General features: G+C 52.5%; 22 protein-coding genes. 9 read left to right on the top strand and 13 right to left on the bottom strand.

The genetic code is table 11. From position 1 onward, the window contains the following. Window positions 1-32: 32 nt before the first annotated feature. From GQ52_RS04695 to GQ52_RS04685, 4 genes are all read right to left on the bottom strand, one after another. Window positions 33-1142 carry a catalase family protein gene (locus GQ52_RS04695; protein ID WP_047515564.1) on the bottom strand — a complete coding sequence of 370 codons (1110 nt, stop codon included), beginning with the start codon at window positions 1140-1142 and terminating at the stop codon, window positions 33-35. Between the two features lie 130 nt (window positions 1143-1272). Continuing rightward, window positions 1273-1434: a hypothetical protein gene (locus tag GQ52_RS14170; protein ID WP_019880805.1), complete on the bottom strand. Its 162-nt coding sequence runs from the start codon at window positions 1432-1434 to the stop codon at window positions 1273-1275. A 267-nt stretch (window positions 1435-1701) separates the two neighbouring features. Beyond that, window positions 1702-2328 (bottom strand): isochorismate family cysteine hydrolase YcaC, encoded by a 627-nt coding sequence (gene ycaC / locus GQ52_RS04690; protein WP_019880806.1) that lies wholly within the window; start codon window positions 2326-2328, stop codon window positions 1702-1704. 104 nt (window positions 2329-2432) lie between these two features. After that, the gene (locus GQ52_RS04685; protein WP_047515562.1) at window positions 2433-3293 is read right to left on the bottom strand and encodes a pirin family protein; all 861 of its coding nucleotides are present in this window, start codon (window positions 3291-3293) and stop codon (window positions 2433-2435) included. Between the two features lie 119 nt (window positions 3294-3412). Between GQ52_RS04685 and GQ52_RS04680 the strand changes: the two genes are divergently transcribed. Then, window positions 3413-4306 (top strand): LysR family transcriptional regulator, encoded by an 894-nt coding sequence (locus GQ52_RS04680; protein ID WP_047515561.1) that lies wholly within the window; start codon window positions 3413-3415, stop codon window positions 4304-4306. Window positions 4307-4542: 236 nt separating this feature from the next. Continuing rightward, on the top strand, window positions 4543-6525 hold the full coding sequence (locus GQ52_RS04675; RefSeq protein WP_235272968.1) for a bifunctional diguanylate cyclase/phosphodiesterase: 1983 nt from the start codon (window positions 4543-4545) through the stop codon (window positions 6523-6525). Here GQ52_RS04675 and recG read toward each other — a convergent pair. The 9 genes from recG to GQ52_RS04630 all read right to left on the bottom strand — a co-directional run bounded on the left by recG (window position 6522) and on the right by GQ52_RS04630 (window position 16940). Then, window positions 6522-8588, bottom strand: coding sequence for an ATP-dependent DNA helicase RecG (gene recG / locus GQ52_RS04670; protein ID WP_047515560.1), 2067 nt, complete (start codon window positions 8586-8588; stop codon window positions 6522-6524). The two genes, GQ52_RS04675 and recG, sit on opposite strands and share 4 nt — an antisense overlap. A gap of 18 nt (window positions 8589-8606) precedes the next feature. Further along, window positions 8607-10823: a bifunctional (p)ppGpp synthetase/guanosine-3',5'-bis(diphosphate) 3'-pyrophosphohydrolase gene (locus GQ52_RS04665; protein WP_047515558.1), complete on the bottom strand. Its 2217-nt coding sequence runs from the start codon at window positions 10821-10823 to the stop codon at window positions 8607-8609. A gap of 6 nt (window positions 10824-10829) precedes the next feature. Next, the gene (gene rpoZ / locus GQ52_RS04660; RefSeq protein ID WP_019880814.1) at window positions 10830-11045 is read right to left on the bottom strand and encodes a DNA-directed RNA polymerase subunit omega; all 216 of its coding nucleotides are present in this window, start codon (window positions 11043-11045) and stop codon (window positions 10830-10832) included. Window positions 11046-11094: 49 nt separating this feature from the next. Next, window positions 11095-11706 (bottom strand): guanylate kinase, encoded by a 612-nt coding sequence (gene gmk / locus GQ52_RS04655; protein ID WP_019880815.1) that lies wholly within the window; start codon window positions 11704-11706, stop codon window positions 11095-11097. Continuing rightward, window positions 11703-12440, bottom strand: coding sequence for a proteasome-type protease (locus GQ52_RS04650; protein WP_019880816.1), 738 nt, complete (start codon window positions 12438-12440; stop codon window positions 11703-11705). The genes gmk and GQ52_RS04650 overlap by 4 nt, the downstream gene beginning before the upstream one ends. Before the next feature lie 55 nt (window positions 12441-12495). Continuing rightward, window positions 12496-13332, bottom strand: coding sequence for a transglutaminase family protein (locus GQ52_RS04645; RefSeq protein ID WP_047515556.1), 837 nt, complete (start codon window positions 13330-13332; stop codon window positions 12496-12498). 85 nt (window positions 13333-13417) lie between these two features. Next, on the bottom strand, window positions 13418-14362 hold the full coding sequence (locus tag GQ52_RS04640) for an alpha-E domain-containing protein (RefSeq protein ID WP_019880818.1): 945 nt from the start codon (window positions 14360-14362) through the stop codon (window positions 13418-13420). Next, window positions 14356-15849, bottom strand: coding sequence for a circularly permuted type 2 ATP-grasp protein (locus GQ52_RS04635; protein ID WP_019880819.1), 1494 nt, complete (start codon window positions 15847-15849; stop codon window positions 14356-14358). Before GQ52_RS04635 ends, GQ52_RS04640 begins: the two co-directional genes overlap by 7 nt. Before the next feature lie 185 nt (window positions 15850-16034). Next, window positions 16035-16940, bottom strand: a complete 906-nt coding sequence (locus tag GQ52_RS04630; protein WP_052179015.1) for a YicC/YloC family endoribonuclease — start codon at window positions 16938-16940, stop codon at window positions 16035-16037. A gap of 159 nt (window positions 16941-17099) precedes the next feature. On the opposite strand from GQ52_RS04630, the gene GQ52_RS04625 reads away from it, so the two are divergent. From GQ52_RS04625 to hemW, 7 genes are read left to right on the top strand one after another with little or no spacing between them, the layout of a single operon-like run. Next, the gene (locus GQ52_RS04625) at window positions 17100-18035 is read left to right on the top strand and encodes a serine/threonine-protein kinase (protein ID WP_019880821.1); all 936 of its coding nucleotides are present in this window, start codon (window positions 17100-17102) and stop codon (window positions 18033-18035) included. Continuing rightward, complete coding sequence (locus tag GQ52_RS04620; protein WP_047515554.1) at window positions 18032-18949, top strand: PP2C family serine/threonine-protein phosphatase; 918 nt, start codon at window positions 18032-18034, stop codon at window positions 18947-18949. Before GQ52_RS04625 ends, GQ52_RS04620 begins: the two co-directional genes overlap by 4 nt. Before the next feature lie 16 nt (window positions 18950-18965). After that, window positions 18966-19685 carry a ribonuclease PH gene (rph, locus tag GQ52_RS04615; RefSeq protein ID WP_019880823.1) on the top strand — a complete coding sequence of 240 codons (720 nt, stop codon included), beginning with the start codon at window positions 18966-18968 and terminating at the stop codon, window positions 19683-19685. 2 nt (window positions 19686-19687) lie between these two features. After that, a complete protein-coding gene (gene rdgB, locus GQ52_RS04610) occupies window positions 19688-20311 on the top strand; it encodes an RdgB/HAM1 family non-canonical purine NTP pyrophosphatase (RefSeq protein WP_019880824.1) in 624 nt (207 codons plus the stop codon). Further along, a complete protein-coding gene (locus GQ52_RS04605) occupies window positions 20308-20523 on the top strand; it encodes a hypothetical protein (protein WP_019880825.1) in 216 nt (71 codons plus the stop codon). Before rdgB ends, GQ52_RS04605 begins: the two co-directional genes overlap by 4 nt. Window positions 20524-20533: 10 nt before the next feature. After that, complete coding sequence (gene recQ, locus GQ52_RS04600) at window positions 20534-22360, top strand: DNA helicase RecQ (protein WP_047515552.1); 1827 nt, start codon at window positions 20534-20536, stop codon at window positions 22358-22360. 60 nt (window positions 22361-22420) lie between these two features. Continuing rightward, on the top strand, window positions 22421-23629 hold the full coding sequence (gene hemW, locus GQ52_RS04595) for a radical SAM family heme chaperone HemW (RefSeq protein ID WP_047515550.1): 1209 nt from the start codon (window positions 22421-22423) through the stop codon (window positions 23627-23629). Window positions 23630-24264: the final 635 nt, after the last annotated feature.

Raw genomic sequence — 24264 nt, 5'->3', positions numbered from 1 at the left:
CGATTTGTTGAGAGGTTGTGGTGATCTGTGCATCAGCACAAATCATCCAGGCTGGTTGGCTCACACACCGGCATGCCTGTCGGTGCCGCGCTCAGGTTTCTGGACATCTCGTAGCTCATTTTTCTCAAGCGCATCACCGAGCCTAAGGGCCGATGCGATTGAATGCCATGCCAGGGCGAGAACATCATGCCCTCATCCACTACATGCGAACGATAGGGACTCCAGGCAATTTGTGGTTTAGCGGTAATGCGGGCGATCGGGATATAGGGCGACACATCTGCTGACCAGATCACGGTAGAGTCTTCGATCGGCATTTGCTTGATATCGGTGCATAACTGTACGCGCAACTCCCACACTGCGGTGTGGGCAATAAAGTAATCGACAATGGATTTTCTGAGGCCATCGGAGGCGAGGGTATCAATCGGTTTGTTGGTGAGGGTGAGCAGGTCGGGTGAGATCGGTACAAAGGCAATTTTGGCCATGTAGTTGCCGTATAGAATCGGGTCCTGACTAAAATAGGTTTCACCCAGAATATTGGTTTCTTGTGCCTGGTGCAGGTTTCTGATCAGGGTTTGCTGGCCACTTTTGAGTGATTCGACCAGCTTGGCCGTTGAGCGGAATATTTGTGATAAAAAATGCCTGAACTCAGTGCTGGTTTCTGGCGTGGAGGCGATGTGCTTCAGGTTGGAAAGAAACACCTGTACGCTGGACGAGAGGAAACTGGCGCCATTCACAAATAAAAAGTCCTGCGTGATGGCTTTTTCGCTACCAGGTAGCCGGTCACCATTCACGCCAAGCACCTTGATGGCCAGGCTGCGTGGCGTGCAGGTTTTGTCGTGCAAAATATCGCCCGGCACGGTTGAAAAGCGCATGACCAGCGGCAGGGTTTGCGCTTGGGCAAACATGCCCTGTGCCAGGGGCGCGGGGAGGTTATCGTAAATCTCCATTTCTGCAGAGATCAGGCCGTGACTTTTAATATGCACGCTACGCGCGCTATAAGCAGAATGTCTGGCCGTGATTTCGGAGATTTTACGCAGGGTATATTGCAGGTTTTCCCGGCTTTGGGTTTCGCTGTCCGCCAGCACTTCATACGCTGGTTGATAGTTGAGTGGTGAAATTCCAATATCAGCAGTTTGTTGCATAACAACCCCCACTTTTTAAGCAAGTCTGGCAGGGGTTTTATAAAAGACTCACCCTTTCAAACCTGAATGGATTTTTTGAGCATGTTTACCAAACATTGGCACTGTATTGATGGGTTAAAGCTTAGGAGACTCAGGAGGAGTTATCCTTGGTTTCACCAGCTTGTTTGCGTTGCTTGTTGACAATTCTGGCGGCGACTTCTTCTTCGCGGCCGGGGTAACGATGGTCTTGCTTGAACGCGTGTTTGAGGGTTTCGTATTCTTGTTCGCGCTTGGGACTGGATCCTCTAGGCATATGCATACTCCTTCACTCGTTGAGTACAAACGGCAGCCGTTAAGGCTGCCGTATTTGCCATGTGATGAATGAAACTCGAAATGCATTCGACACTTCATTTCACACACGACAATTGCAGATTACGCTAATTGACCTGAATACTTAATAAGCAATGTTCCTATTGTGATGTAGGAAACGCTTTATGGCATAAAACTAAAAAATGCCATGCAATTATTAGACAAAAATTACGCAAAAAAAGTTCCGCATCTCTCTACAACTTGCCAATTTTTACCTGGCTTGTTGCGCATTGAATGCAGTCATCAAATTGCGATAGTCTGGAATATGATTGGCGCACAAGGCACCCAGGCCTTCGATATCGTTGCGCCAATCGCGGTGCAACTCGCAGGCGACGCCAAACCAGGTCATCATTTGTGCACCTGCGGCCTCCATGCGACGCCATGCCGCATCGCGCGTCAGTTCGTTAAAGGTGCCTGAGGCATCGCCTACGACAAATACTTCAAAGCCTTCTTCTATGGCTGATAGTGCAGGGAAGGCAACACAGACTTCGGTGACCACACCAGCGATAATCAATTGTTTTTTGCCGGTGGCCTTAATCGCTTTGACAAAGTCTTCGTTATCCCAGGCGTTGATTTGACCAGGGCGGGCAATATAGGGTGCATCAGGAAACAAGGCCTTCAATTCTGGCATCAACGGGCCATTCGGGCCTGTTTCAAAGCTGGTAGTTAAAATAGTGGGTAAGTTGAAAAACTTGGCGGCATCAGCTAACGCCAGTACATTATTCTTAAAACGGTCTGGTTCAATATCGCGCACCAGTGATAGCAGGCCAGCCTGGTGGTCTACCAGCAAGACCACAGCGTTGTCACGGTCCAGGCGTACATAAGGTTTGTTGTTCATGGTGAATATCCTCTCAAGATATGTTGGTTGGAGATCACGGCAGCCAGCATTAAAGAATGGGGCGCTGGCTGCCGTGTTTCCTGTTTTTAAAATGGTTTACCGATTTAAGCAGTGGCAAAGCGACCCTGGTTAAAGTCATTAATCGCCTGGTCAATTTCCTCCCAGCTATTCATGACAAATGGGCCATGACCTACCACAGGTTCATTCAGCGGTGCACCGTTGAGTAACAACAGCACGGTGTCCTGCTGGGCTTGCAATATCAGCTCATTGCCTTCACGTTGCATCACCGCCAGTTCGGCCGGGCGGATGGTATGTACTTCACCGGTTTTCACCGCGCCATGCAGCACAAAAATGGCGGTGGTGTGGCCTTCCGGCAAGGTGAAGGTGGTGCGTGTGCCCGCATTCAGGCGCACATCCCACACATTCATCGGGCTGAAGGTATTTGCCGGGCCTTTGTGACCAGCATATTCACCGGCAATCACGCGGACTTTCCCCGCTTCCCCTGGCAAAGCCACTTCTGGAATCTGATCGCGGGTAATCCCCTGATACCCTGGCGCGGTCATTTTGTCCTTGGCCGGCAAGTTGACCCATAACTGGATCATTTCAAACGGGCCACCTGTACGTGCATAGTCATCACCGTGATACTCCTCATGAATAATGCCCTTGCCTGCGGTCATCCACTGCACTTCGCCTGGGCCGATGGAGCCACCAGCGTTAGTGGAGTCATGGTGTGAGACCTGGCCGTCATAAACAATGGTCACGGTTTCAAAGCCACGGTGCGGGTGTTGGCCAACACCGCGTCTGTGCGTGGTCGGCTCAAAGCTGGCAGGCCCGGCGTAATCCATCAGCAAGAAAGGCGAAATGTCATTGGCAATGTCACGGTAAGAGAAAATACTTTGTACCGGAAAGCCGTCACCTACCCAGTGGTTACCGTTGCTGCGTTTGATAAAAGCCAGTTTTTTCATGATGATTCCCTTTCAGAAATGTTTGCGTGTTTGCATGGTTCACACTATAAACACATGACTTTTAAGGCACTAGATGGTTAAATGTGAAATTACTTTTCAATTAAATGAACAATTGAGTCATGGACTTTAATGAAGCCGCTGTATTTGTGAAGGTGGTGCAGGCGGGCAGCTTTAGCGCTGCCGCGCGGCAGTTGGGATTGCCGACCTCGACCATTAGCACCCGCGTAGCGCGGCTGGAGCGACGGCTGGGCGTCACCCTGTTGCAACGCACTACACGCCGCTTAAACCTGACTGAAGCTGGCGCATTGTATTTTGAACATGCTTCTACCGGCCTGGGCTACTTGCTTGAAGCTGAAGCGGCGCTGGACGAAGCGCGCCAACAACCGCAAGGCGTGTTAAAAGTCACGGCACCGGCTGACCTCGGGGATGCTTTGCTGGGAGGCTTGGTGACACAGATGCAGCGCACCTACCCAGCCTTGTCGCTGGAGTTAATGCTCACCGAGCGTTATGTTGACCTGGTGGCAGAAGGCTTGGATGTGGCGATTCGAACCGGGGAATTGCGTGATTCGAGCTTGATAGCCAAATCGCTGGGCACCATACAATGGGCGCTATTTGCCAGCCCACAGTATTTGCAGTCGGCGGGACAGATTGCCACGCCAACTGACCTCAGCCAGCACCAATGCGTGCAATTCACGCCCATGGGGCGGCATCAATGGGATTTGCAGCGCGGTACAACAGCCATACGCGTACCCTTGGCTGCGCGTACCCTGGTTAACAGCATTGGCGTGGTGCGGGCGATGGCCGAAAACGGGCAGGGTGTGGCTTTGTTGCCCACATTTATCTGCCAGCCTACGGTAAAGACTGGCGGCTTGCAGCATGTATTGCCAGAGTGGCGCGGGCGCGCGGATGCCGTGCACCTGGTTTACCCGAAGCAACGCTTTATGCCACCCAAGTTGCGTGGTTTTATTGACCTGGCGGTGGCTGAGTTAAAGCCGCTGTTCAGTACACAATAGGCTTTTCTCCGCTGTCTGCCCGTTTGGCAGCGTATAGTTACCTGTTGTGACGTGGTTATCTGAATGGCATTGCTGACATTTCTTAGATTATATTTTCTATTTTTCTATTAAAAACAAGCCGTTGTATAGTGTGTTTTTTTAATTTTGAGCGCATGATAAGTGCGTAAAACTAAAGTATCAGCCTGCAATAACCGTTGTTAAGATGTTAACAATAATATACATGGGGGATACGTGCGTTGAACACGACGGCGGAATCATCGGCATTGCACGCAGAAATTGTCGGCATGCTGTATTCAAACAATCGCAGATCATTGATGGCAGCCATCGTGGTCATGATTGCGCTTTTGCTCGTGCAATGGCACCTCATCGACCACATCATCCTCACGGTCTGGTCCAGCATTTTCCTAGTGGCTTACGGCATACGTGCTTATCTGACTTATCAGTATGAAAAAGACTTGCAGCGCGAACTGCATAGCCGCCAGTGGCTGCAGTGGTTTCGTGCCAGCACCTGTTTTTGTGGCCTGGCCTGGGGCCTGGGCGGTATTCTCCTGTTCCCTGAGGCTGATACGGCCCACCAGGCGTTCCTGATTTTTGCGCTGGTCGGGGTTTCCGGGGCGGGCATCATTATTTATTCAGTCGATACCTTAAGTACCAACCTGTTTAGTGGTGGCATTGTGCTGTTTATGATTCCGCGCTTTTTGATTCATGGCAGTTCAGTCTCACTGGCGCTCGCCGTGTTGTTTATGGTGTATGTGTTTTATGTGACGGTGGCTGGCCGCAGCCTGGCTACCAGCCTGCGCGAGAATATCTCGTTACGGATTGCATCCAACCTGGATAACAAAAAGGTGCACCAACTGGCCTACTATGATTTTTTGACTGGCTTGCCTAATCGCCGCTTGCTGACGGATCGCCTTAATCAGGCATTTGCACGCTGTGTGCGTCACCAGCATTATGGGGCGGTGTTGTGCCTGGACTTGAATAATTTCAAAGGGCTTAACGATAGCAAAGGCCATCAGGCCGGGGATGAGTTGTTGCAACAGGTCGCTTTCAGGCTGCAACAATGCTTGCGTAAAAAAGATACCATTGCGCGCATGGGCGGTGATGAGTTTATTGCTGTGCTGGATGAGTTATCAACCGACAAGACAGAAGCGATTACTGCGGCCCAGGCCACTGCGGAAAAAATGATGGCGGTATTTTCGCAACCCTTTGAGCTGCAAAACAGTAAATACCGCACTGCACCCAGCATTGGCATTTGCCTGTTCCTGGGGGATTTGCTTAAAGAAGATGAAGTGTTACGGCGCGCTGATATTGCCATGTATCAGGCCAAAAAATCCGATAACCTCAATAGCATCCAGATGTACGATGAAGCCGTGCACCCGGCCGTTGAAATGCGCGCCACGCTGGAGAATGAACTGGCATTTGCCTTGCAGGGCAAGCAATTGCTCCTGTACTACCAGGTGCAAGTCAATGAGTTGCAGCAGCCAACGGGCGCGGAAGTATTACTGCGCTGGCAACACCCGACCTTGGGCATGATTCCGCCAGACCAGTTTATTCCGATTGCCGAAGAAACCGGTGAAATTGTCTCCATCGGGCAATGGGTACTGGCGCAAGCTTGTCAACAACTCAAGCACTGGTCACAGTCTGTGCATACCGCCCAGCTTAAATTGTCGGTCAATGTCAGTGCCATCCAGTTCAGCCAGCCAGACTTTGTGCAGATGGTGAAAGAAACGGTATTGGCGAGTGGTTGCGATGCAAGCTGTTTGCGTCTGGAGCTGACCGAAAGCCTGATTGTGAAAAATATCGATGAAGTGATTGAAAAAATCAATGCGCTGAAAGTATTGGGCATCACTTTTTCGCTGGATGACTTTGGCATTGGTCAGTCTTCGTTGTCGGTATTGAAACGGCTGCCGTTAGACGAATTGAAAATAGACCGCAGCTTTATTAAAGATATTGTGCATAACAACTACGATTCATTTATTGTGCAAACCATCATCAATATGGGCAAAAACCTGAGCCACAGTGTGATTGCTGAAGGGGTGGAAATGCAGCAGCAAATGGTCATGTTGCAAAATATGGGCTGCCACGCTTTCCAGGGGTATTTGTTTAGCCGTCCGCTGCCTTTGCATGAGTTTGAAGCCAGTTTGCAATCAGCGATACACGGCGGTGCTGCGCCATCCGCAACCGGTCAGCGCAAAGTATTACGTAGCCGACTCAGCTAAACCTTGATCCACTCTTCGCCCTGGCTTAACCAGCGCTGCAGGTGCGCAGTGACGGCAGCAGGATCGCGTTGTAATAGTTGATCCGCCTGGGTTTTGGCCATCTCCAGTAATTGCATATCGCGTTCCAGATCGGCAATTTTAAGCATGGGGACGCCACTCTGTCGTGTGCCCAGCAATTCTCCCGGGCCGCGGATATGTAAATCGGCCTGGGCAATTTGAAAGCCATCATTGCTTTCAAAAATGACCTTCAGGCGCTGTCGCCCAATTTGCGAACATTGCTGTTTGCTATAAAGCAAAATACAGGTGCTCTTGGCTGCGCCGCGGCCGACGCGGCCACGTAACTGGTGTAACTGGCTCAGTCCCATGCGCTCCGCATGTTCGATCACCATTAAACTCGCATTCGGTACATCGACGCCGACTTCAATTACGGTGGTGGCGACCAGCAGGTGAATCTCATTGGCAGAGAAAGCCTGCATCACTGCCTGTTTTTCTGCCGATTTCATGCGGCCATGGACCAGGCCGACCTTGAGTTCGGGGAACGTTTGCTGCATATAGGCAAAGGTATCATTGGCCGTTTGCAGTTGCAGCGCTTCTGATTCTTCAATCAGCGGGCACACCCAATAGGCTTGATGGCCTTGGGCGCAAGCGTCATGTACACGCTGTAAAATCTCATCACGCCTGTCATCGGCCACCAGTTTGGTCACAATCGGTGTGCGGCCCGGGGGCAATTCATCAATCACTGACACATCGAGATCTGCGTAATAGCTCATGGATAAGGTGCGCGGAATCGGCGTGGCCGACATCATGAGCTGGTGCGGTTCCAGGTTGTGTGCCTGCCCTGGCAAGGCCGTGCCTTTTTTACGCAATGCCAGCCGTTGCCCGACGCCAAAGCGGTGTTGCTCATCCACAATCGCCAACCCCAGTTGCTTAAACTGCACATCGTCTTGAAACAAAGCATGCGTGCCGACGGCAAGCATGGCTTCACCACTGGCGATGGCTGACAGTGATTGCTCACGTTGTTTTTTGTTCTGGCTGCCGGTCAGCCAGGCGACCGTCACCCCCAGCGGTTGCAGCCAGTCACATAGTTTTTTGTAATGCTGTTCTGCCAGAATTTCCGTCGGCGCCATCATCGCCACTTGCCAGCCATGTTCTATCAGTTGCAAGGCCGCCAGGCAGGCGACAATGGTTTTGCCACTGCCGACATCACCCTGTAGCAGGCGTTGCATGGGGTGTTGCTGGTTGAGGTCATGCCCGATTTCTGCCACCACTTTTTGCTGGGCAGACGTGAGTGCAAACGGCAGGCTGGCCAGCAGGCGGGCAACCAGTGTCTGTGAGGCGGAGATGGCAGGTGCGCGCGATTGTTTGCGGCGCGCGTAATGCTGTCGCATGGAAAGCTGTTGTGCCAGCAGTTCGTCGTAGGCCAAGCGTTGCCAGGCAGGGTGCGTGCGGTCTTCCAGTGTCGCCAGTGCTATCTCGGCTTGGGGTTGATGCAGCAAATGCAGGCTGCTGGCAAAGTCGGGCAATTGCATGGACTGGTATACCCAGCCTGGCAGGGTTTCGTGCAAATATTCTGCTTGCAATATGCGGTTCACCGCTTTGCGTATGGTTGCCTGGCTCAAGCCTGCCGTGGTCGGGTAGACCGGGGTGAGTGCACTGCTGACTGGTGTGTCTTCATCGACTTTGCGCTGTGTCGGGTGCACCATCTCATAGCCAAAAAAACCAGGCCGCACCTCACCAAACACGCGTAAACGCTGGCCAGTTTGCATGGCAGCGACCTGGCTGGGATAAAAGTGCAGAAAACGCAGATTGATGACGCCAGTATCATCCTGCAGCCTGACATTTAACATTTTGCGTGGCTTGTAGGCCACTTCGTTGTGCACCACCACGCCTTCGATTTGTGTCTGCTCACCCAGGTGTAAGTCGCGGATGGCCGTGATGCGGGTTTCGTCTAGATAACGCAGTGGCAAGTGTAGCAACAAGGCCTGCACTGAATGAATGTTCAATTTTGCCAGCTGGCTGCATACGGCGGGCGTGAAACCTTTAATCTCGTTCAAGGGCCGCATGCTGGCATCACCGCTGGTTTACTGGATACGTTGTTCCAGCTGGTTGCCTTTGACCCGGTTGATACGCACGATTTGCTGAATCTTGCGCAGATTGCGGATCAAGGTCGCCAGGTGCACGCGGTTATGCACTTGCACGGTAAAGTTTACATTGGAGTACTGGCTGCCATCGCTGGATTCGACACTGACATTATCAATGTTGGCATCCGCATTGGAGATGGTCGCCGCAATTTTGGCCAGCATGCCGCGTTCGTCGACCACCGTAATGCGCAAGTTGACGCTGAACAGTTTTTTCGGATCGGCATCCCACTCCACGTCCAGCCATTTTTCCGGGTCCAGCCTGAACTTGCGGATGGCCGGGCAATCGTGGGTATGAATGACCAGGCCTTTGTCCTTATTGATAAAGCCCAGAATCGGGTCGCCAGGAATCGGGCGGCAGCAAGGGGCAAACTGCACCGCCATGCCTTCCGAGCCGCGGATAGTAATGGTATCCAGTACTTTGCCGGATTTATCTTCAGCATCGGCCGGATGCGCCAGTAACTGGTGCGCCACCATCAGGCTGTTACGCTTGCCGAGGCCGATATCGGTCAAAATCGCCTGGCGGGTTTTGCTGCCATAGTCGTTCATGACCTTTTGCCATTGCTTGTCTGAAATCTCGGCCGGTTCTATATGCATGGCGCGTAGCGCCACATTCAGCATGCGTTCACCCAATTGTGCCGATTCTTCCACCTTGACGGTTTTGAGGTAATGGCGGATATGTGAGCGGGCTTTGCCGGTGACTACATAGTTGAGCCAGGCCGGATTCGGTTTCGCCAGCGGCGCGGTGATGATTTCGACATGATCACCATTGCGCATCTCGGTACGCAGTGGCGCCAGTTCATTATTGATTTTAACGGCGACACAACTGTTGCCAACATCGGAGTGCACTGCGTAGGCGAAGTCAACCGCGGTCGAGCCACGTGGTAAGGCCATGATGTTGCCTTTAGGCGTAAACACATAGACCTCGTCCGGGAACAGGTCGACTTTAAAGTTCTCCAGGAACTCGTGGCTGTCGTCACTCTCGGTCTGGATTTCAACCAGGCGCTGTAACCACTGGTGGGTTTGCTGTTGCAGTTTGGTCAGGTGCGCATCGGTGGTTTTATACAGCCAGTGCGCGGCCACGCCGGCATCAGCAATATTGTGCATTTCCTGGCTGCGTATTTGTACCTCAATCGGCGTGCCAAATGGGCCAAACAATGTGGTATGCAAAGACTGGTAACCGTTGGCTTTAGGAATCGCAATATAGTCTTTAAAGCGGCCGGGAATGGGCTTATAAAGCGCATGTAATGCGCCCAATGTCAGGTAGCAGGCTGCGGTATCTTTGACAATGACGCGAAAACCATAAATGTCGCCAATTTGCGACAATTTCATCGATTTTTCAGCCATTTTCTTATAAATGCTGTAAAGGTGCTTTTCGCGCCCCTGTACATCATATTCAATCTGGTATTGCGTCAGCTGATTCTCAATGGCGTCCTGAATCTTGCTGATGACTTCTTTGCGGTTGCCGCGTGCCAGGCGAATGGCCTTATCAATCACGCGGTGACGATTCGGGTATAGGTACTTGAGGCTGAGATCTTCCAGCTCATGGTAAATCGGGTTCAGGCCTAGCCGGTTGGCAATTGGCGCATAAATATCCAGCGTTTCGCGCGCGATGCGTTTCTGCTTTTCCGGGCGCATTGCCTCCAGCGTCTGCATATTGTGCAAGCGATCGGCCAGCTTGACCAGGATCACACGCACATCCTGGCTCATGGCCAGCAGCATTTTGCGGAAATTTTCGGCTTGCGCCTGGGTGGCGGTTTGCAGTTCTACCTTGTCCAGCTTGGTCAGGCCATCTACCAGGTCAGCCACCTGTTTACCAAAGCGCTCGGCAATCGCCGCACTATCGACTTCGGTATCTTCCACCACATCATGCAACAGGGCGGCCAGCAGGGTCGGCAAGTCGAGATGCAGTTTGGCCAGAATGCAGGCCACCGAAATCGGATGGGTAATATAGGGTTCGCCGGTTTTGCGGGTTTGACCGGCATGCGCCTGCTCGGCATAGCGATACGCTTGCCAGACCAGTTGCACTTCTTCTTCGTTGAGGTACTTGCGGATCAGCTGGGTAAGGGGGGAATCCTCACGGTCAGCAGGGAGCAAGTCCACTTCCTCCAGGGGAGACCTGGACTTGCGATGGGCAGAATCGCCTTGGCTATGGGGCATAGCTGTTTATGCGTGGCCCTTTTTCTCTAACAACTCTACACCGATCTTACCAGCAGCGATTTCGCGCAAGGCAATCACGGTTGGCTTGTCTTTTTGTGAATAGCCGCTCACTAATGGGTCTGAACCATTGGCTAATTGTCTGGCGCGGTAAGCTGCCACCAATGTCAATTGAAAACGGTTAGAGATGTTGTCCAAGCAATCATCGACAGTAATACGTGCCATAAAAACCTCTTAATATGTGAGCCTACATGCAGCGTGCATGCGCGCTGGGTCAGGTAAGTGATTGAATCAATGACGCGTGGCAGGCAACCTGGCGGTTTAACTGCAAGCGCTGGGCGCGAACAATCGCCATCAGATCCTGCAAGGCCACGTCAAAATTATCATTAATTGTAACATAATCAAACTCATGCACGTGACGCATCTCCTCACGTGCGGCGGCCAGACGTTGTGTAATCACGGCTTCGCTGTCCTGGCCACGGTTGTTCAGGCGGTGCGCCAGCGCCTCAATCGAAGGCGGCAAAATAAAAATCGAGGTGACCTGCGGGAACAGTTTGCGAATCTGCTGAGCGCCTTGCCAGTCGATTTCCAAAATCACATCGCGGCCGGATGCCAGGGCGTTTTCTACTTCACTTTGTGCCGTGCCATAACGCGCACTGTGCACATGGGCGCTTTCGAGAAAGCCGCCTTTATCCAGCACGCCTAAAAACTCGGCTTCTGAGACAAAGTGGTAATGGATGCCGTCTTCTTCGCCCGGGCGCGGTGCGCGCGTAGTGTGAGACACCGACAGTTTTAAAATCGGGTCTTGCGCCAGCATGGCACGCACCAGGCTGGTTTTACCAGCGCCAGAAGCAGCAGAAATCACATATAAATGACCATGACTCATGATGCACACCACTCTGGGTTAGGCAGTGAAGAAAAGACGGATTTCAAACCCTCGCCCCAACCCTTGCGGATACAGGCGTAATAAGGATCATCTTCCGTCAGGCGTTGCCGGCAATCGGCGCTAAAGGTGTCAGTGCGGTATATCATCAAATCAATCGGTAAAGCCACAGAAATATTACTGCGGATGGTGGAATCAAATGAAATCAGCACGCATTTTACCGCATCTGTGACATTGGTTTGATGTTTGATGACACGGTCGATAATCGGTTTGCCGTATTTGGTCTCGCCGATTTGCAGATAAGGCGTGTCCGAGGTGGCTTCAATAAAATTGCCTGCCGCATAGACATTAAACAAGCGTGGCTGCTCGCCTTTGATTTGCCCGGCCACCAGAATGCTGGCGCTAAAGTCTATGCTATGTTCCTTGAGGGCTTTGCCATCGCGCTGATGCACGGTGCGCATGGCGGCGCCGACGACACTGGCCGCTTCAAACAGCGATTGGACATTATGCAGGTGCGCGTGTGGTTCAGGCGATTTGAGCTGTTCACGGCACAGGTTGACCACCGATTGTGTAATGGCCAGATTGCCCGCCGTCAGCAGCACAATCATGCGCTCGCCCGGCACTTCAAATAAGTGCATTTTAGGCGCAATCGCTACCTGGTCGACACCAGCATTGGTGCGCGTATCAGAAGCCAATACCAGGCCTTGTTGCAGCAAAATACCGACACAATAAGTCATAAGAAAAAGAGGAGTAGGTTAATGTTTAAAAGTCATCATAGCATGCACGGACAAGCTACTGCTGCGCACTTTGTGCCTGCTGTCGCAGCTGTTGTTTATGCTGCTCGCGCTGTTTATCTGTCAGGCCGCCGTGCTGGTTGACACTGACCATGCTCGCCATGCCCTCTGTGCCGCCACCGATACGCGAACCCGTGATCGGACTGGCGCTGCGATAGTCCAGGCCAGTGGCCAATCTGACATGTGTTTCGTTTACCAATGTGCCGTTAGACACATCCAGCCCTAGCCATTGGTCGTGTTGCCACACATCCACCCAGGCATGCGTTTGCATCAGGTTGCCGTTTTCGGTGAACAGATAACCGCTGACATAACGTGCGGGCAGCCCCAGGCTATGGCAACAGCCAATAAAAGCATGCGCATGATCCTGGCAAACCCCTTTGCCAAGCCTGAAGGCCTCGGCTGCCGAGGTGTCGACCTGGGTCGCACCTGTGATGTACTCCATCTGTGCACGCAAAGCCTGCATCATGTCTGGCAGTGGCGCATCGGCAAAGCGTTTGGCAAATGCAATCATGGCAGCATCGGCCTGGGTGAGGGGCGTATCACGCAGGTAAATGTCTAATGGGAGTGTGTGCTCAGGTGGGGTGCTTGCGACCCCGGTTTCCACTTCGCCGCATACGGCGATGAGTAATTCATTATGCGGCTGGTCGATGACCAGAGTATGCGCCAGATTACCAAAGGCATCCTCAAACGCAGCCAGTTGCCCGTTGACCTTGATCTGCCAATGCTTGACTTGCTGGCCGTGACCATTGCGTGGCGTCAGGCGCAGTTGCTGAATGGTGTATTGCGCCATGTCACTGAAAGCATAGTGGGTCTGGTGTTCAATATTGAGCAGCATGTGTGTGGTGTGCCAAAGTAAAAAAGCGCAGCGCTGTGTTAAACAGTCTGCGCATGAGGGGGGTCATGGCAATCTATTGTCGTTGTCAGGCCGTCGCACTTAAAAAATTGCGTTGTATTTCTTCACCCAGTTTGCGGTTGGCCAGAATAAATTCATCCAAAAAGTGGTGTACGCCATCTTTCAAAATATCCAGCATGCGGCCGTAGTGCAGCCTGGCATGCATTTGGCCAGCCAGGCGCTCGGCTTCAGTCTGGCGGCTACCAGCCACTTGCCGCAAAATCGGCATGATTTCGGCGTAGCAGGCATGCAGTGAGCGTGGCATGTCTTCGCGCAAAATGAGCAATTCAGACACTTTCATCGGTTCAATCGCATCGCGGTAAACTTTCTGGTAGGCCTGGAAAGCCGACACCGAGCGCAGCACGGCACTCCATTCGTAATAATCCACCGCGCCGTCATTCGCTTCTTGCATAGGGATTAAAAATTCATACTTTACATCGAGCAAACGTGCGGTATTGTCAGCACGTTCCATAAAGGTGCCCAGGCGTACAAAGCTGAATGCTTCATCGCGCAACATGGTGCCAAAGCACACGCCACGGAACAGATGCGAACGACTTTTGACCCATTCACAAAACTCACTCAAACCAGTCTGTGTCAGGTCCTGCTTGATATATTGGCCAAACTCCAGCCACAGCGTGTTCATGTTTTCCCAGGTTTCGGTGGTCATGGCCACGCGCACAGCGCGGGCATTTTCACGTGCACTGCGCAACGAGCTGTAGATGCTGGAAGGGTTGCTGCTATCCATGACCAGATGTTTAATCACATTGGCGGCATTGAGTTCCTTGTAGGTTTTGTCATAAATGTCGCGGATACCGGCAATTTCCAATACCGTATCCCACAGTTCCTCTTCATTGCTGCTGTCGGAAGGCAGTAACGACATGTTGTAAGTCACATCCAGTACGCGCGCCACGTTTTCGGTACGTTCGATATAACGCGCCATCCAATATAAATGATCTGCGGTACGACTTAACATATGACAGCCTCTTGCGTTGTTTGTTGGGCAGCCATTTGCGACTGCGAGGTTTCTACACAGACATCATCACGCTCCAGCACCCAGGTGTCTTTAGTGCCGCCACCTTGTGAGGAGTTGACCACCAGTGAACCTTCCTTGAGCGCCACGCGCGACAAGCCACCTGGCACGACACTGACTGTTTTACCCGAGAGTACAAACGGCCGCAGGTCGACATGGCGTGGTGCAATGCCCTGATCCACCAGCGTCGGGCAGGTTGACAAGGCCAATGTCGGTTGCGCAATGTAATTGGCCGGTTTGGAGACTATGCGTAAACGGAATTCTTCAATTTCCTGCTTGCTGGCAGTGGGGCCGACTAGCATACCGTAGCCGCCGGAGCCTTGTACTTCTTTCACGACCAGCTCGGGCAGATGATCCAGCACGTAGGCCAGATCATCTTCCTTGCTGAGTTGATACGTAGGCACGTTCTGCAGGATGGGAGATTCACCCAGGTAGAACTTAATCATCTCCGGCACGTACACATACGTCGCCTTGTCATCAGCAACGCCGGTGCCCACGGCGTTGGCTAATGTGACGCCACCATTGCGGTAGACGGAGAGCAGACCTGGCACGCCCAACAGGGAGTCGGGCTTGAACACCAGAGGGTCAAGGAAGTCGTCGTCAATGCGGCGGTAAATCACGTCCACCCTTTGCGGGCCTTGCGTGGTGCGCATGTAGACGGCGTTATTGCGGACAAACAAGTCCTGGCCTTCCACCAGTTCGATGCCCATTTGCTGGGCGAGGAAGGCATGTTCAAAGTAGGCGCTGTTATAAGCGCCTGGTGAAAGCAGTACCACGGTCGGGTCAGTGACCCCAGTTTGGGCTACTGAACGCAAATTATTGAGTAATACATGCGGATAATGCTCGACCGGTGCAATCGGGTATTTTTTAAATAAATCCGGAAACAGCCGCATCATCATTTTGCGGTCTTCCAGCATGTAAGACACACCAGAAGGGGTGCGCAAGTTATCTTCCAGCACATAAAACTGCGACTCACTGGTGCGTACCAGGTCGATACCGGCGACGTGTGCATACACCTGGTTAGGCACATTGACGCCTACCATTTCCGGCCGGTATTGTGAGTTGCTTAAAATACTATTGGGGACGATGCCGGCCTTGATGATTTCCTGCTCATGATAAATATCATGCAGAAACATATTCAATGCGCGCACGCGTTGCACGGCGCCTTTGGCCAGGTGTGCCCACTCGCTGGCGGAGATCATGCGCGGAATCACGTCAAACGGGATCAAACGTTCGGCACCATCCTCTTCGCCATAGACGTTAAACGTAATCCCGACACGACGAAACAATACTTCAGCTTCCGCTCGCTTGGCTGCCAGCTGTTGTGTCGGTACATCGCTTAACCAGCGGTTATACGCCTGATAGATGGCACGTACATTGCCCCCATAGCCCTGCATTTCATCAAAAAACTGTTTGGCCGATTGCGTCATGATGCTGGACCTTTGCCTTACTTGTAAAATTCAATTAAATAAGAGCAAGCCGTGTGCCAGCAAAGAATAGTGTTTTAAATCATATTGTTATTGTTTTTTAGCTGTTGCTACCAAAGCAAAACGCACCATTGCGGTGCGTTTTGGCGTCACGATTTTGGTGCAGTGCCGTTTTACATTTAAGCCGCTTACTCGATGTTCTGAATCTGCTCGCGCATTTGTTCGATCAGTACTTTCAGCTGCATAGACACTTGTGTGGTTTCGATGGCCACCGATTTTGAGCCCAGGGTATTGGCTTCGCGGTTCATTTCCTGCATCAGGAAATCCAGTTTCTTACCCATGGCGCCACCGGCATTGAGGATGCGGTCCATTTCGGTGATATGGGATTGCAAGCGTGCCAACTCTTCGTCTACATCAATGCGTTGCGCGTAAAGCACGATTTCCTGGCGCACACGGTCGTCATCGGCCTGCATGGCCTCTTGCAGTTTGGCGGTCAGTTTGTCCTGGTATTGGCTCACCAGCGTCGGCAGCAGTGGTTTAACAATGCTGATTTGTTCACGCACGCCTTGCAGGCGATCGAGCAATACCTGTTTGAGCTTTTCACCTTCGCGCTGGCGAGCAGCAATCAGTTCATCAATGCCGCGTGACAGGCCGTTTTGTACGCCTTGTGCCATGGCTTCGGCATCCACCGCTTCGGTTTGCAAGACGCCGGGTAGTTTGAAGACATCGACCAGGTTGATCGGTTGCGCTTGCGGAAAATGCTGTTGCAGGTCTTTGAGCGTTTGTGCAATTTGCGCCACCATGGCCGGGTTGAGCGCCAGGGTGGTGGCTGCGCTATCACTCTTGAGGCTCATGCGGCATTCGACTTTGCCACGGCCGAGCCGGGTTTGCAGTTGTTCGCGTATCAGCGCTTCAAACTGGCGCAAACTGTCTTCAATTTTGACGTTGAGCTCGAGGTAGCGATGATTCACTGCACGCAGTTCGATCAGCAACAGGCCGCCCGGAAAACGGGCTTCACTTGCGGCAAAGCCGGTCATGCTTAAAATGGGGTGTGCGTTTTTGGTTTCTTTTTCTGTGGTTTTGTTGGCAGTCATTATCGCGCTCCGGGCAAACTGGACGATTGTATCAAATGCGCTATCGATATGCGAAAATAGCGTACAGATAAAAGAAACCCGGTTTGATGGCAGAGACGGCAAGCCACTTAATTCGGCGTTTCCCTTAATAAAAGCCATGATTGTGACGTTAAAGCGCTAGTGAAGCTTTCTAATAAATTCGATTTTGCCTTGCCGGTAGGCACTGCGCTGCATGACTACACCATTACACGGGTGCTGAGTCTGGGCGGGTTCAGTTTCGTCTATCTGGCGCAGGATCCGCAAAAAAACACCGTTGCCATTAAAGAATATATGCCGGTGACGCTGGCGGAACGTGACGAACATACGCATATTCGCTCCAACGGCAAAAATGAAGCCGCCTACAAACATGGCATGAAGTGCTTTTTTGAAGAAGGCCTGGCGCTGGCCAATATCGAGCACAAGAATATCGTGCGTGTGAAAAACTTCTTCCGTGCCAACAATACCGTTTACATGGTCATGAAGTATGAGCGTGGCAAGTCGCTGCAAGATTACATCATGGCCTTGTCGCAGCCGGTGCCTGAGAGCTTTCTGATCCGCATGTTTGTGGAGTTGCTCAATGGCTTGCGTGAAGTGCATACGCGCAAGTTGCTGCATCTGGATATCAAGCCCGCCAATATTTATATCCGCCTGGATGGCTCACCCATGCTGCTGGACTTCGGATCAGCGCGCCAGGCCTTGTCTGAGGTGACATTGGCGCCGACTTACACACCGGGTTTTGCGCCGCCGGAGCAATACATAGACCGTAAGCACCTGGGGCCCTGGAGTGATATTTACAGCATAGGTGCCAGCATGTATGCCTGCTTGCAACGCGCATCGCCCATCTCGGCCAATGTGCGGCTGAAAGATGATACGCTGGTGCCTGCGATTGAGCTCGGTAAACAGATATACTCTGAAAAATTACTGGCGATTATTGATGAATGCATGCAGCTGGACTACCTGTTACGGCCGCAAAGCGTGTTCTCATTACAGAAAAAAATGATCGGCATCCGCGTGGTAGAAGATCCTCGCGGTTCGCTGGTGGATAAAATCATCAAGGTATTGAATAAACCGCTATGAAATTCACCATTGCACAAGGTAGCCGCCAGGGGCCGCGGCCTTACAATCAGGACAGGCTGGCGTATTCTTACCACCGGCATGCTATTTTCATGGTGCTGGCTGACGGCATGGGCGGGCACCAGCATGGTGATGTGGCCGCCGAAATCGCGGTGAAAACCACGATAGAAGCCTTTCAGCGCGAATCGCAGCCTTTGATTACCCAGCCTGCGCAGTTTTTGCGTGAGCAAATTGCCCGGGCGCATGATGTGATCGAAAATGTGCGTTTGCAAAAACGTTTGCTGGAATCGCCACGCACCACCATTGTCGTCGCACTGATCCAGCACAACAAACTGTTTTGCGCCCATGTGGGTGACTCCCGCTTATATCTCTATCGAAACGGCCTGGTCGAACACCAGACCGAGGACCACTCAGTCGTGCAATCGTTATTAAGAGAAGGCAAAATTACGGTAGATGAGATGGATCATCACCCGCACCGTAATAAAATTTATAATTGCGTAGGTGGAGAGCGCCCGCCCAAAGTAGAGCTGGCGGCGCCGATCCCGCTGCGCGAAGGCGATGTCATCATGCTGTGCTCGGATGGTGTATGGAACACCGTGCCTGATATCAGTATGGCGCAACATATGCTGGCTGCAGATATTAACGATGGCGTGAACCGCTTATTGGACGATGCCGATGCCGCAAGCATTACCGTCGGCGATAATATGAGCGCAATTGCTCTGCAGTGGGGGCAGCGTGTGACCAGCCCGCTGACGATTTCAACACTGGATTTACCGGTAGACGTCACCACCACCATGATGAACGAAAGCACGGCCCCGCCCAGCCAATATGCGCTGGATCTGACCGATGACGAAATTGAAAAGGCCATCGCCGAAATACAGGAAGCGCTGGGTAGAACCCGGCAACATATTAAATAACAGAAAGTTGTAAACCATGATCAGACCAAGCCAGCGCGCGAATGACCAATTGCGCGCCATCGAAATTATCCGCCACTACACCAAACATGCTGAAGGCTCAGTATTGGTGAAATTTGGCGATACGCACGTGATTTGCACTGCCAGCGTAGAAGAAAAAGTGCCTGGTTTTTTGAAGGGCAAAGGCCAGGGTTGGGTGACGGCTGAATATGGCATGCTGCCACGTTCAACAGGTAGCCGCATGGACCGCGAAGCCGCACGCGGCAAGCAAAGTGGCCGCACACAAGAGATTCAGCGCCTGATCGGCCGCAGCCTGCGCGCGGTGATTGATCTGCAAAAGCTGGGAGAGCGCACCATCCATTTTGACTGTGACGTCATCCAGGCCGATGGCGGTACACGTACTGCCAGCATCACCGGCGCTTATGTCGCCATGGTAGATGCCGTGGGCACCTTGCTGCAAAAAGGCCTGCTCACCGAAACGCCCATCAAAGACTCAGTGGCTGCCATTTCGGTCGGTGTCTATCAGGGCACGCCAGTGCTGGACCTCGACTATATCGAAGACTCAGACTGCGATACCGACATGAATGTGGTGATGACCGGCAACGGTGGCTTTGTTGAAATTCAGGGTACGGCCGAAGGTGAGCCATTTAGCCGCGATACCATGAACCAGATGCTGGACCTGGCTGCCAAAGGCATTCATGAGCTGGGCCAACTGCAAACCCTGGCATTGGCAAAATAACCATGGCCTTGCCATTTAATAAACTGGTCATTGCCTCTGGCAATAAAGGCAAAATCCGCGAGATTGCGCATGTGCTGGCGCCACTGAATATCGACATCGTGTCGCAATCCGAATTCAATGTGCCGGAATGCCCCGAGCCCTACGGTACCTTTATTGAAAATGCCTTGGCCAAAGCGCGTCATGCCAGTCAGCACACAGGCTTGCCTGCGCTGGCAGATGATTCCGGCCTGTGTGTCGATGCTTTGCAAGGCGCGCCAGGTGTGATTTCGGCGCGCTATGCCGGGCCGCAACCGGCCAATAGCCTGCTCACGCAAGATGAACGAAACAACGATAAACTGCTCACAGTATTGTCACGTATCAGCGAGCGCCAGGCGTATTTTTACAGTGTGCTGGTGCTGGTGCGTTCACCGCAAGATCCGCAGCCGATTATTGCCGATGGCCTGTGGCGCGGTGAAATTTTGCGCGAATTTCGCGGCACGGAAGGCTTCGGCTATGACCCGTTATTTATGGACCTTGAAACCCGTAAAACGGTTGCCGAATTACCACTGGAAGTGAAAAGCCGCATGAGCCATCGCGGTCAGGCTTTGGTAAAATTGCTGCAAGCCTTGGAAAGAGTCAGTGTATGAAAAACGAATGGCCAAAATGGGTACGCGATGACGGTTCGGTGGTCTCCTGCACCGAAAAGGTCAAAGTCATGGCCGAAAACTTTGATGAACTCAAGCAAATCGCCCAGGATGCCATGGAAGACGGTTTGCTGATGGAAGTCAGCGAAGAGCAGATGCGTGCTGCGTTGCATGCGCTCGTCGATACGCTGGTTAATCCTTACAACAAGCTATAGGCTTGCCAATATGGCAGGTCTCTCACCGCAGCAAATCCTCCACGACGTTTTCGGTTACAACCAGTTCCGTCACCAGCAGCAAGCCATCGTTGAGCATGTGATCGACGGGCGCGATGCGCTGGTGCTGATGCCTACGGGCGGCGGCAAATCGCTGTGTTACCAGATTCCTGCCCTCGCACGCGAAGGCCTGGCCATTGTCGTCTCGCCCCTAATCGCCCTCATGCAAGACCAGGTCGAGGCTTTGCAACAATTAGGCGTCAACGCCGCCTTTTTGAATTCCAGTTTAAGCGCAGAAGACAATAGCCGCATTACGCGTCAAGTGCTCGCAGGTGAAATAAAACTCCTGTACGTTGCCCCAGAGCGGCTCATGGTCGGCAGTTTTTTAAGCCTGCTCGACGAAGTGCACCAGCATGTTGGCCTGGCGCTGTTTGCCATCGACGAAGCCCATTGCGTGTCGCAATGGGGGCATGATTTCAGGCCAGAATATCGCCAGCTTACTGTGCTGCATGAGCGCTTTCCGCAAGTGCCACGTATTGCGCTCACCGCCACGGCCGATGCACCCACGCGCGCCGAAATCATCAGCCAGCTCAACCTCGAAAACGCCGCCCAGTTTGTCTCCAGTTTTGACCGGCCGAATATCCGCTACCACGTCGGTATCAAGAATAATGCGCGCCAGCAATTGCAGGCCTTTCTTGAGCGTGAGCACGCTAACGACGCTGGCATCATTTATTGTTTATCGCGCAAAAAAGTCGAAGAGACCGCCGCCTGGCTGGTCGAAAAAGGCTGGTCTGCATTGCCTTATCATGCTGGCTTGCCCGCCCAATTACGCGAGGTACACCAGCGCCGCTTTTTGCGTGAAGAAGGCATTATCATGGTGGCGACCATCGCATTTGGCATGGGTATCGATAAACCCAACGTGCGCTTTGTCGCCCATTTGGACCTGCCAAAAAGTATGGAAGGCTATTACCAGGAAACTGGCCGTGCCGGGCGCGATGGCTTAGCCGCCAATGCCTGGATGGTCTACGGCATGGGCGATGTCGTCTCTATGCGGCAAATGCTTGATAGCGGCGAAGCCTCCGAAGAGCGCAAACGCCTTGAGCGCCTAAAACTGGATGCCTTGCTCGGCTACTGCGAATCCACCGCCTGTCGACACCAGGCTATTTTGCGCTACTTTGGCGAAAGCCATCCCGGCGCTTGCGAGCAATGCGACAACTGCCTGCACCCGGTTGAAACCTGGCAAGCTACACAAGTCGCGCAAATGGCACTTTCTTGTGTTTACCGCACTGGTCAGAGGTTCGGTGTCGGCCACTTAATCGACGTGCTCACCGGCAAACTCACGCCGCAAGTCGAGCGCTTCGGCCATGACAAAGTCAGCACCTTTGGTATAGGCAAAACCCTCAATCAAGCCCAATGGAGTGGTGTCTATCGCCAATTGATTGCGGCTGGCATGCTTGAGGCTGACATGGCTGCGTATGGTGGCTTAAAACTGACCGAAGCGGCAAGGCCTGTGCTCAAGGGCGAGCAAGAAGTCTGGCTACGCCGCGACGCCGAACCCGAAAAACGCATGAGCAAAGCCGAGCGCAGCGCCCGCGCCAAAGAAGTCTTTGCCGGAGCCAACGATGACCCGCTTTGGCAAGCCCTTAAAGCCAAACGGCTGGAACTGGCAAGGGAGCAGGGCGTACCACCGTATGTGATTTTTCACGATAGTACGCTGCTGGAAATTCATAACCGCAAGCCACAGACATTAGATGAAATGGGGCAAATTAGCGGGATAGGGCAGGCGAAATTGCAGAAGTATGGGGATGCGTTTTTGTTAGTTTTAGAAGAAATGATTTAATCAACCCCGATCTAGGGATCGTTAGACTTCAACGGGAAGGTTCCGAGTTAAAATGTCAGCATGATCCCGATTTACCCTGCCAATAGTTTGAGTGAAGCACCTCTGCAAGGTGATGTCACGCTCAGCGGCCTCACTAATCCACCACCGCTTTCACTTTATATCCATATTCCCTGGTGTGTGCGCAAATGCCCTTATTGCGACTTTAATTCGCATGAGGCTCGCCAGGAAATCCCAGAGACTGCTTATGTGGATGCATTGATTGCTGACCTCGAGCAGGCCACGCCATTGGTGTGGGGGCGAAAAATCCGTAGTGTGTTTTTTGGTGGTGGCACGCCCAGCATTTTTTCAGCCGAGGCGATTGATAAGATTTTGAGCCATGTGCGCATGCTGACGCCGCTGGAGTATGGTGCTGAAGTGACTCTGGAGGCCAACCCAGGCACGGTGGATGTCGCTAATTTTCAAGGCTATCGCCAGGCAGGTGTGAACCGGGTTTCACTGGGCATCCAGAGTTTTCAGCCGCAATATCTCAAGTCGCTTGGGCGTATTCATGACCGCGAGCAGGCATTGGCGGCGGCAGAGTTGGCGTTAAATACCTTTGATCAGGTGAATCTGGATGTGATGTATGCCTTGCCGGAGCAAAGCCTGGAAGATGCATTGAAAGATGCCGAAACGGCTTGCCGACTCAAACCAGCGCATTTGTCGTTTTATCACCTGACGCTGGAGCCCAATACACCGTTTCACCGTACGCCACCGAGCTTGCCGGATGACGATACCAGCGCCACCATGCAAGAGGAAATTGAGAGGGTTCTTGCCAGTCATGGGTATCAACATTATGAAACTTCTGGTTTTTCACAGCCTGGTCAGCAGTGCCAGCACAACCTCAACTACTGGACCTTTGGGGATTATTTGGGCATAGGCGCCGGTGCGCATTCCAAACTGAGTTTTCACGACAAAATTATCCGCCAGAGTCGACACAAGCATCCTAAGAAATATCTGGAGAGTGTGGCCAAAGGCCAGATGGTCGATAGTGAGTGGCAGATTGGCCGCGAGGATTTGGCGTTTGAATTTATGATGAATGCGTTACGGCTGGTGGATGGTGTGGAAGCGGATTTGTTTCAGCAGCGCACGGGATTGCCGTTACGGAGTATCCAAGCTACTTTGCAGGAAGCACAACAGCGGGGATTGTTGGCGCAAACGAGTGGCGTGATTGCGCCGACGTTAAAAGGGCAACGGTTTTTGAATGAGTTATTGGGGATGTTTTTGCCTTAACTCCTAGTGTTAGCGGGCGTTTGGACGGTTGCTTTTCGCCATGTAGGCGAGTTACTTTTCTTTGCTTGCACAAAGAATAAGTAACCAAAAGAAATGCACCCCAGCTTCCGCTTATTTCCTGTGCTACTCGGTTTGCCGGGCGCCCATCGAAACTCGCCCTGACAAGCCACACAGAACGTGGCTTGTTGCGGAGCTCAAACAGCCGATGGCCGAAGACTCCCGCCAACCCTGCGTTGCTCGGCGCGGCAGATGGGGACCCCGAACACCAGATGAACGCAACTGTTTTCAGACTTTAGTAAAAGAATCCGGTTTTTGAACCGTCCAAACTGAAGTGATACAGGTTAGATGAGATAAATCCCATTCCATCACGCTGAGTAGCGGAGACAAAGTGGGGGATGTCGGCCATCGGCTGTTCGAGTTCCGCGGTGGCTTGCGGGGTGTGCAAGCCGCTAGGGCGAGTTTCGATGGACGCCCACCTGGAGTCCGGTACGGACGAAAGTCCTTGGCCGAGCAACGCAAGGAAGCCGAAGGCCGTGATGGCTGGGTGCCCTCCTCTTTGGTTACTTTCTGAGGGGCAAGCATCAGAAAGTGACTCGCCGAAAGGCGAAAACATAAGTGACGAGTATCTATAAGAA

This window comes from Methylophilus sp. Q8 (assembly GCF_000800115.1).
Taxonomy (GTDB): domain Bacteria; phylum Pseudomonadota; class Gammaproteobacteria; order Burkholderiales; family Methylophilaceae; genus Methylophilus.
This window is presented reverse-complemented; position numbering and strand designations above follow the sequence as displayed.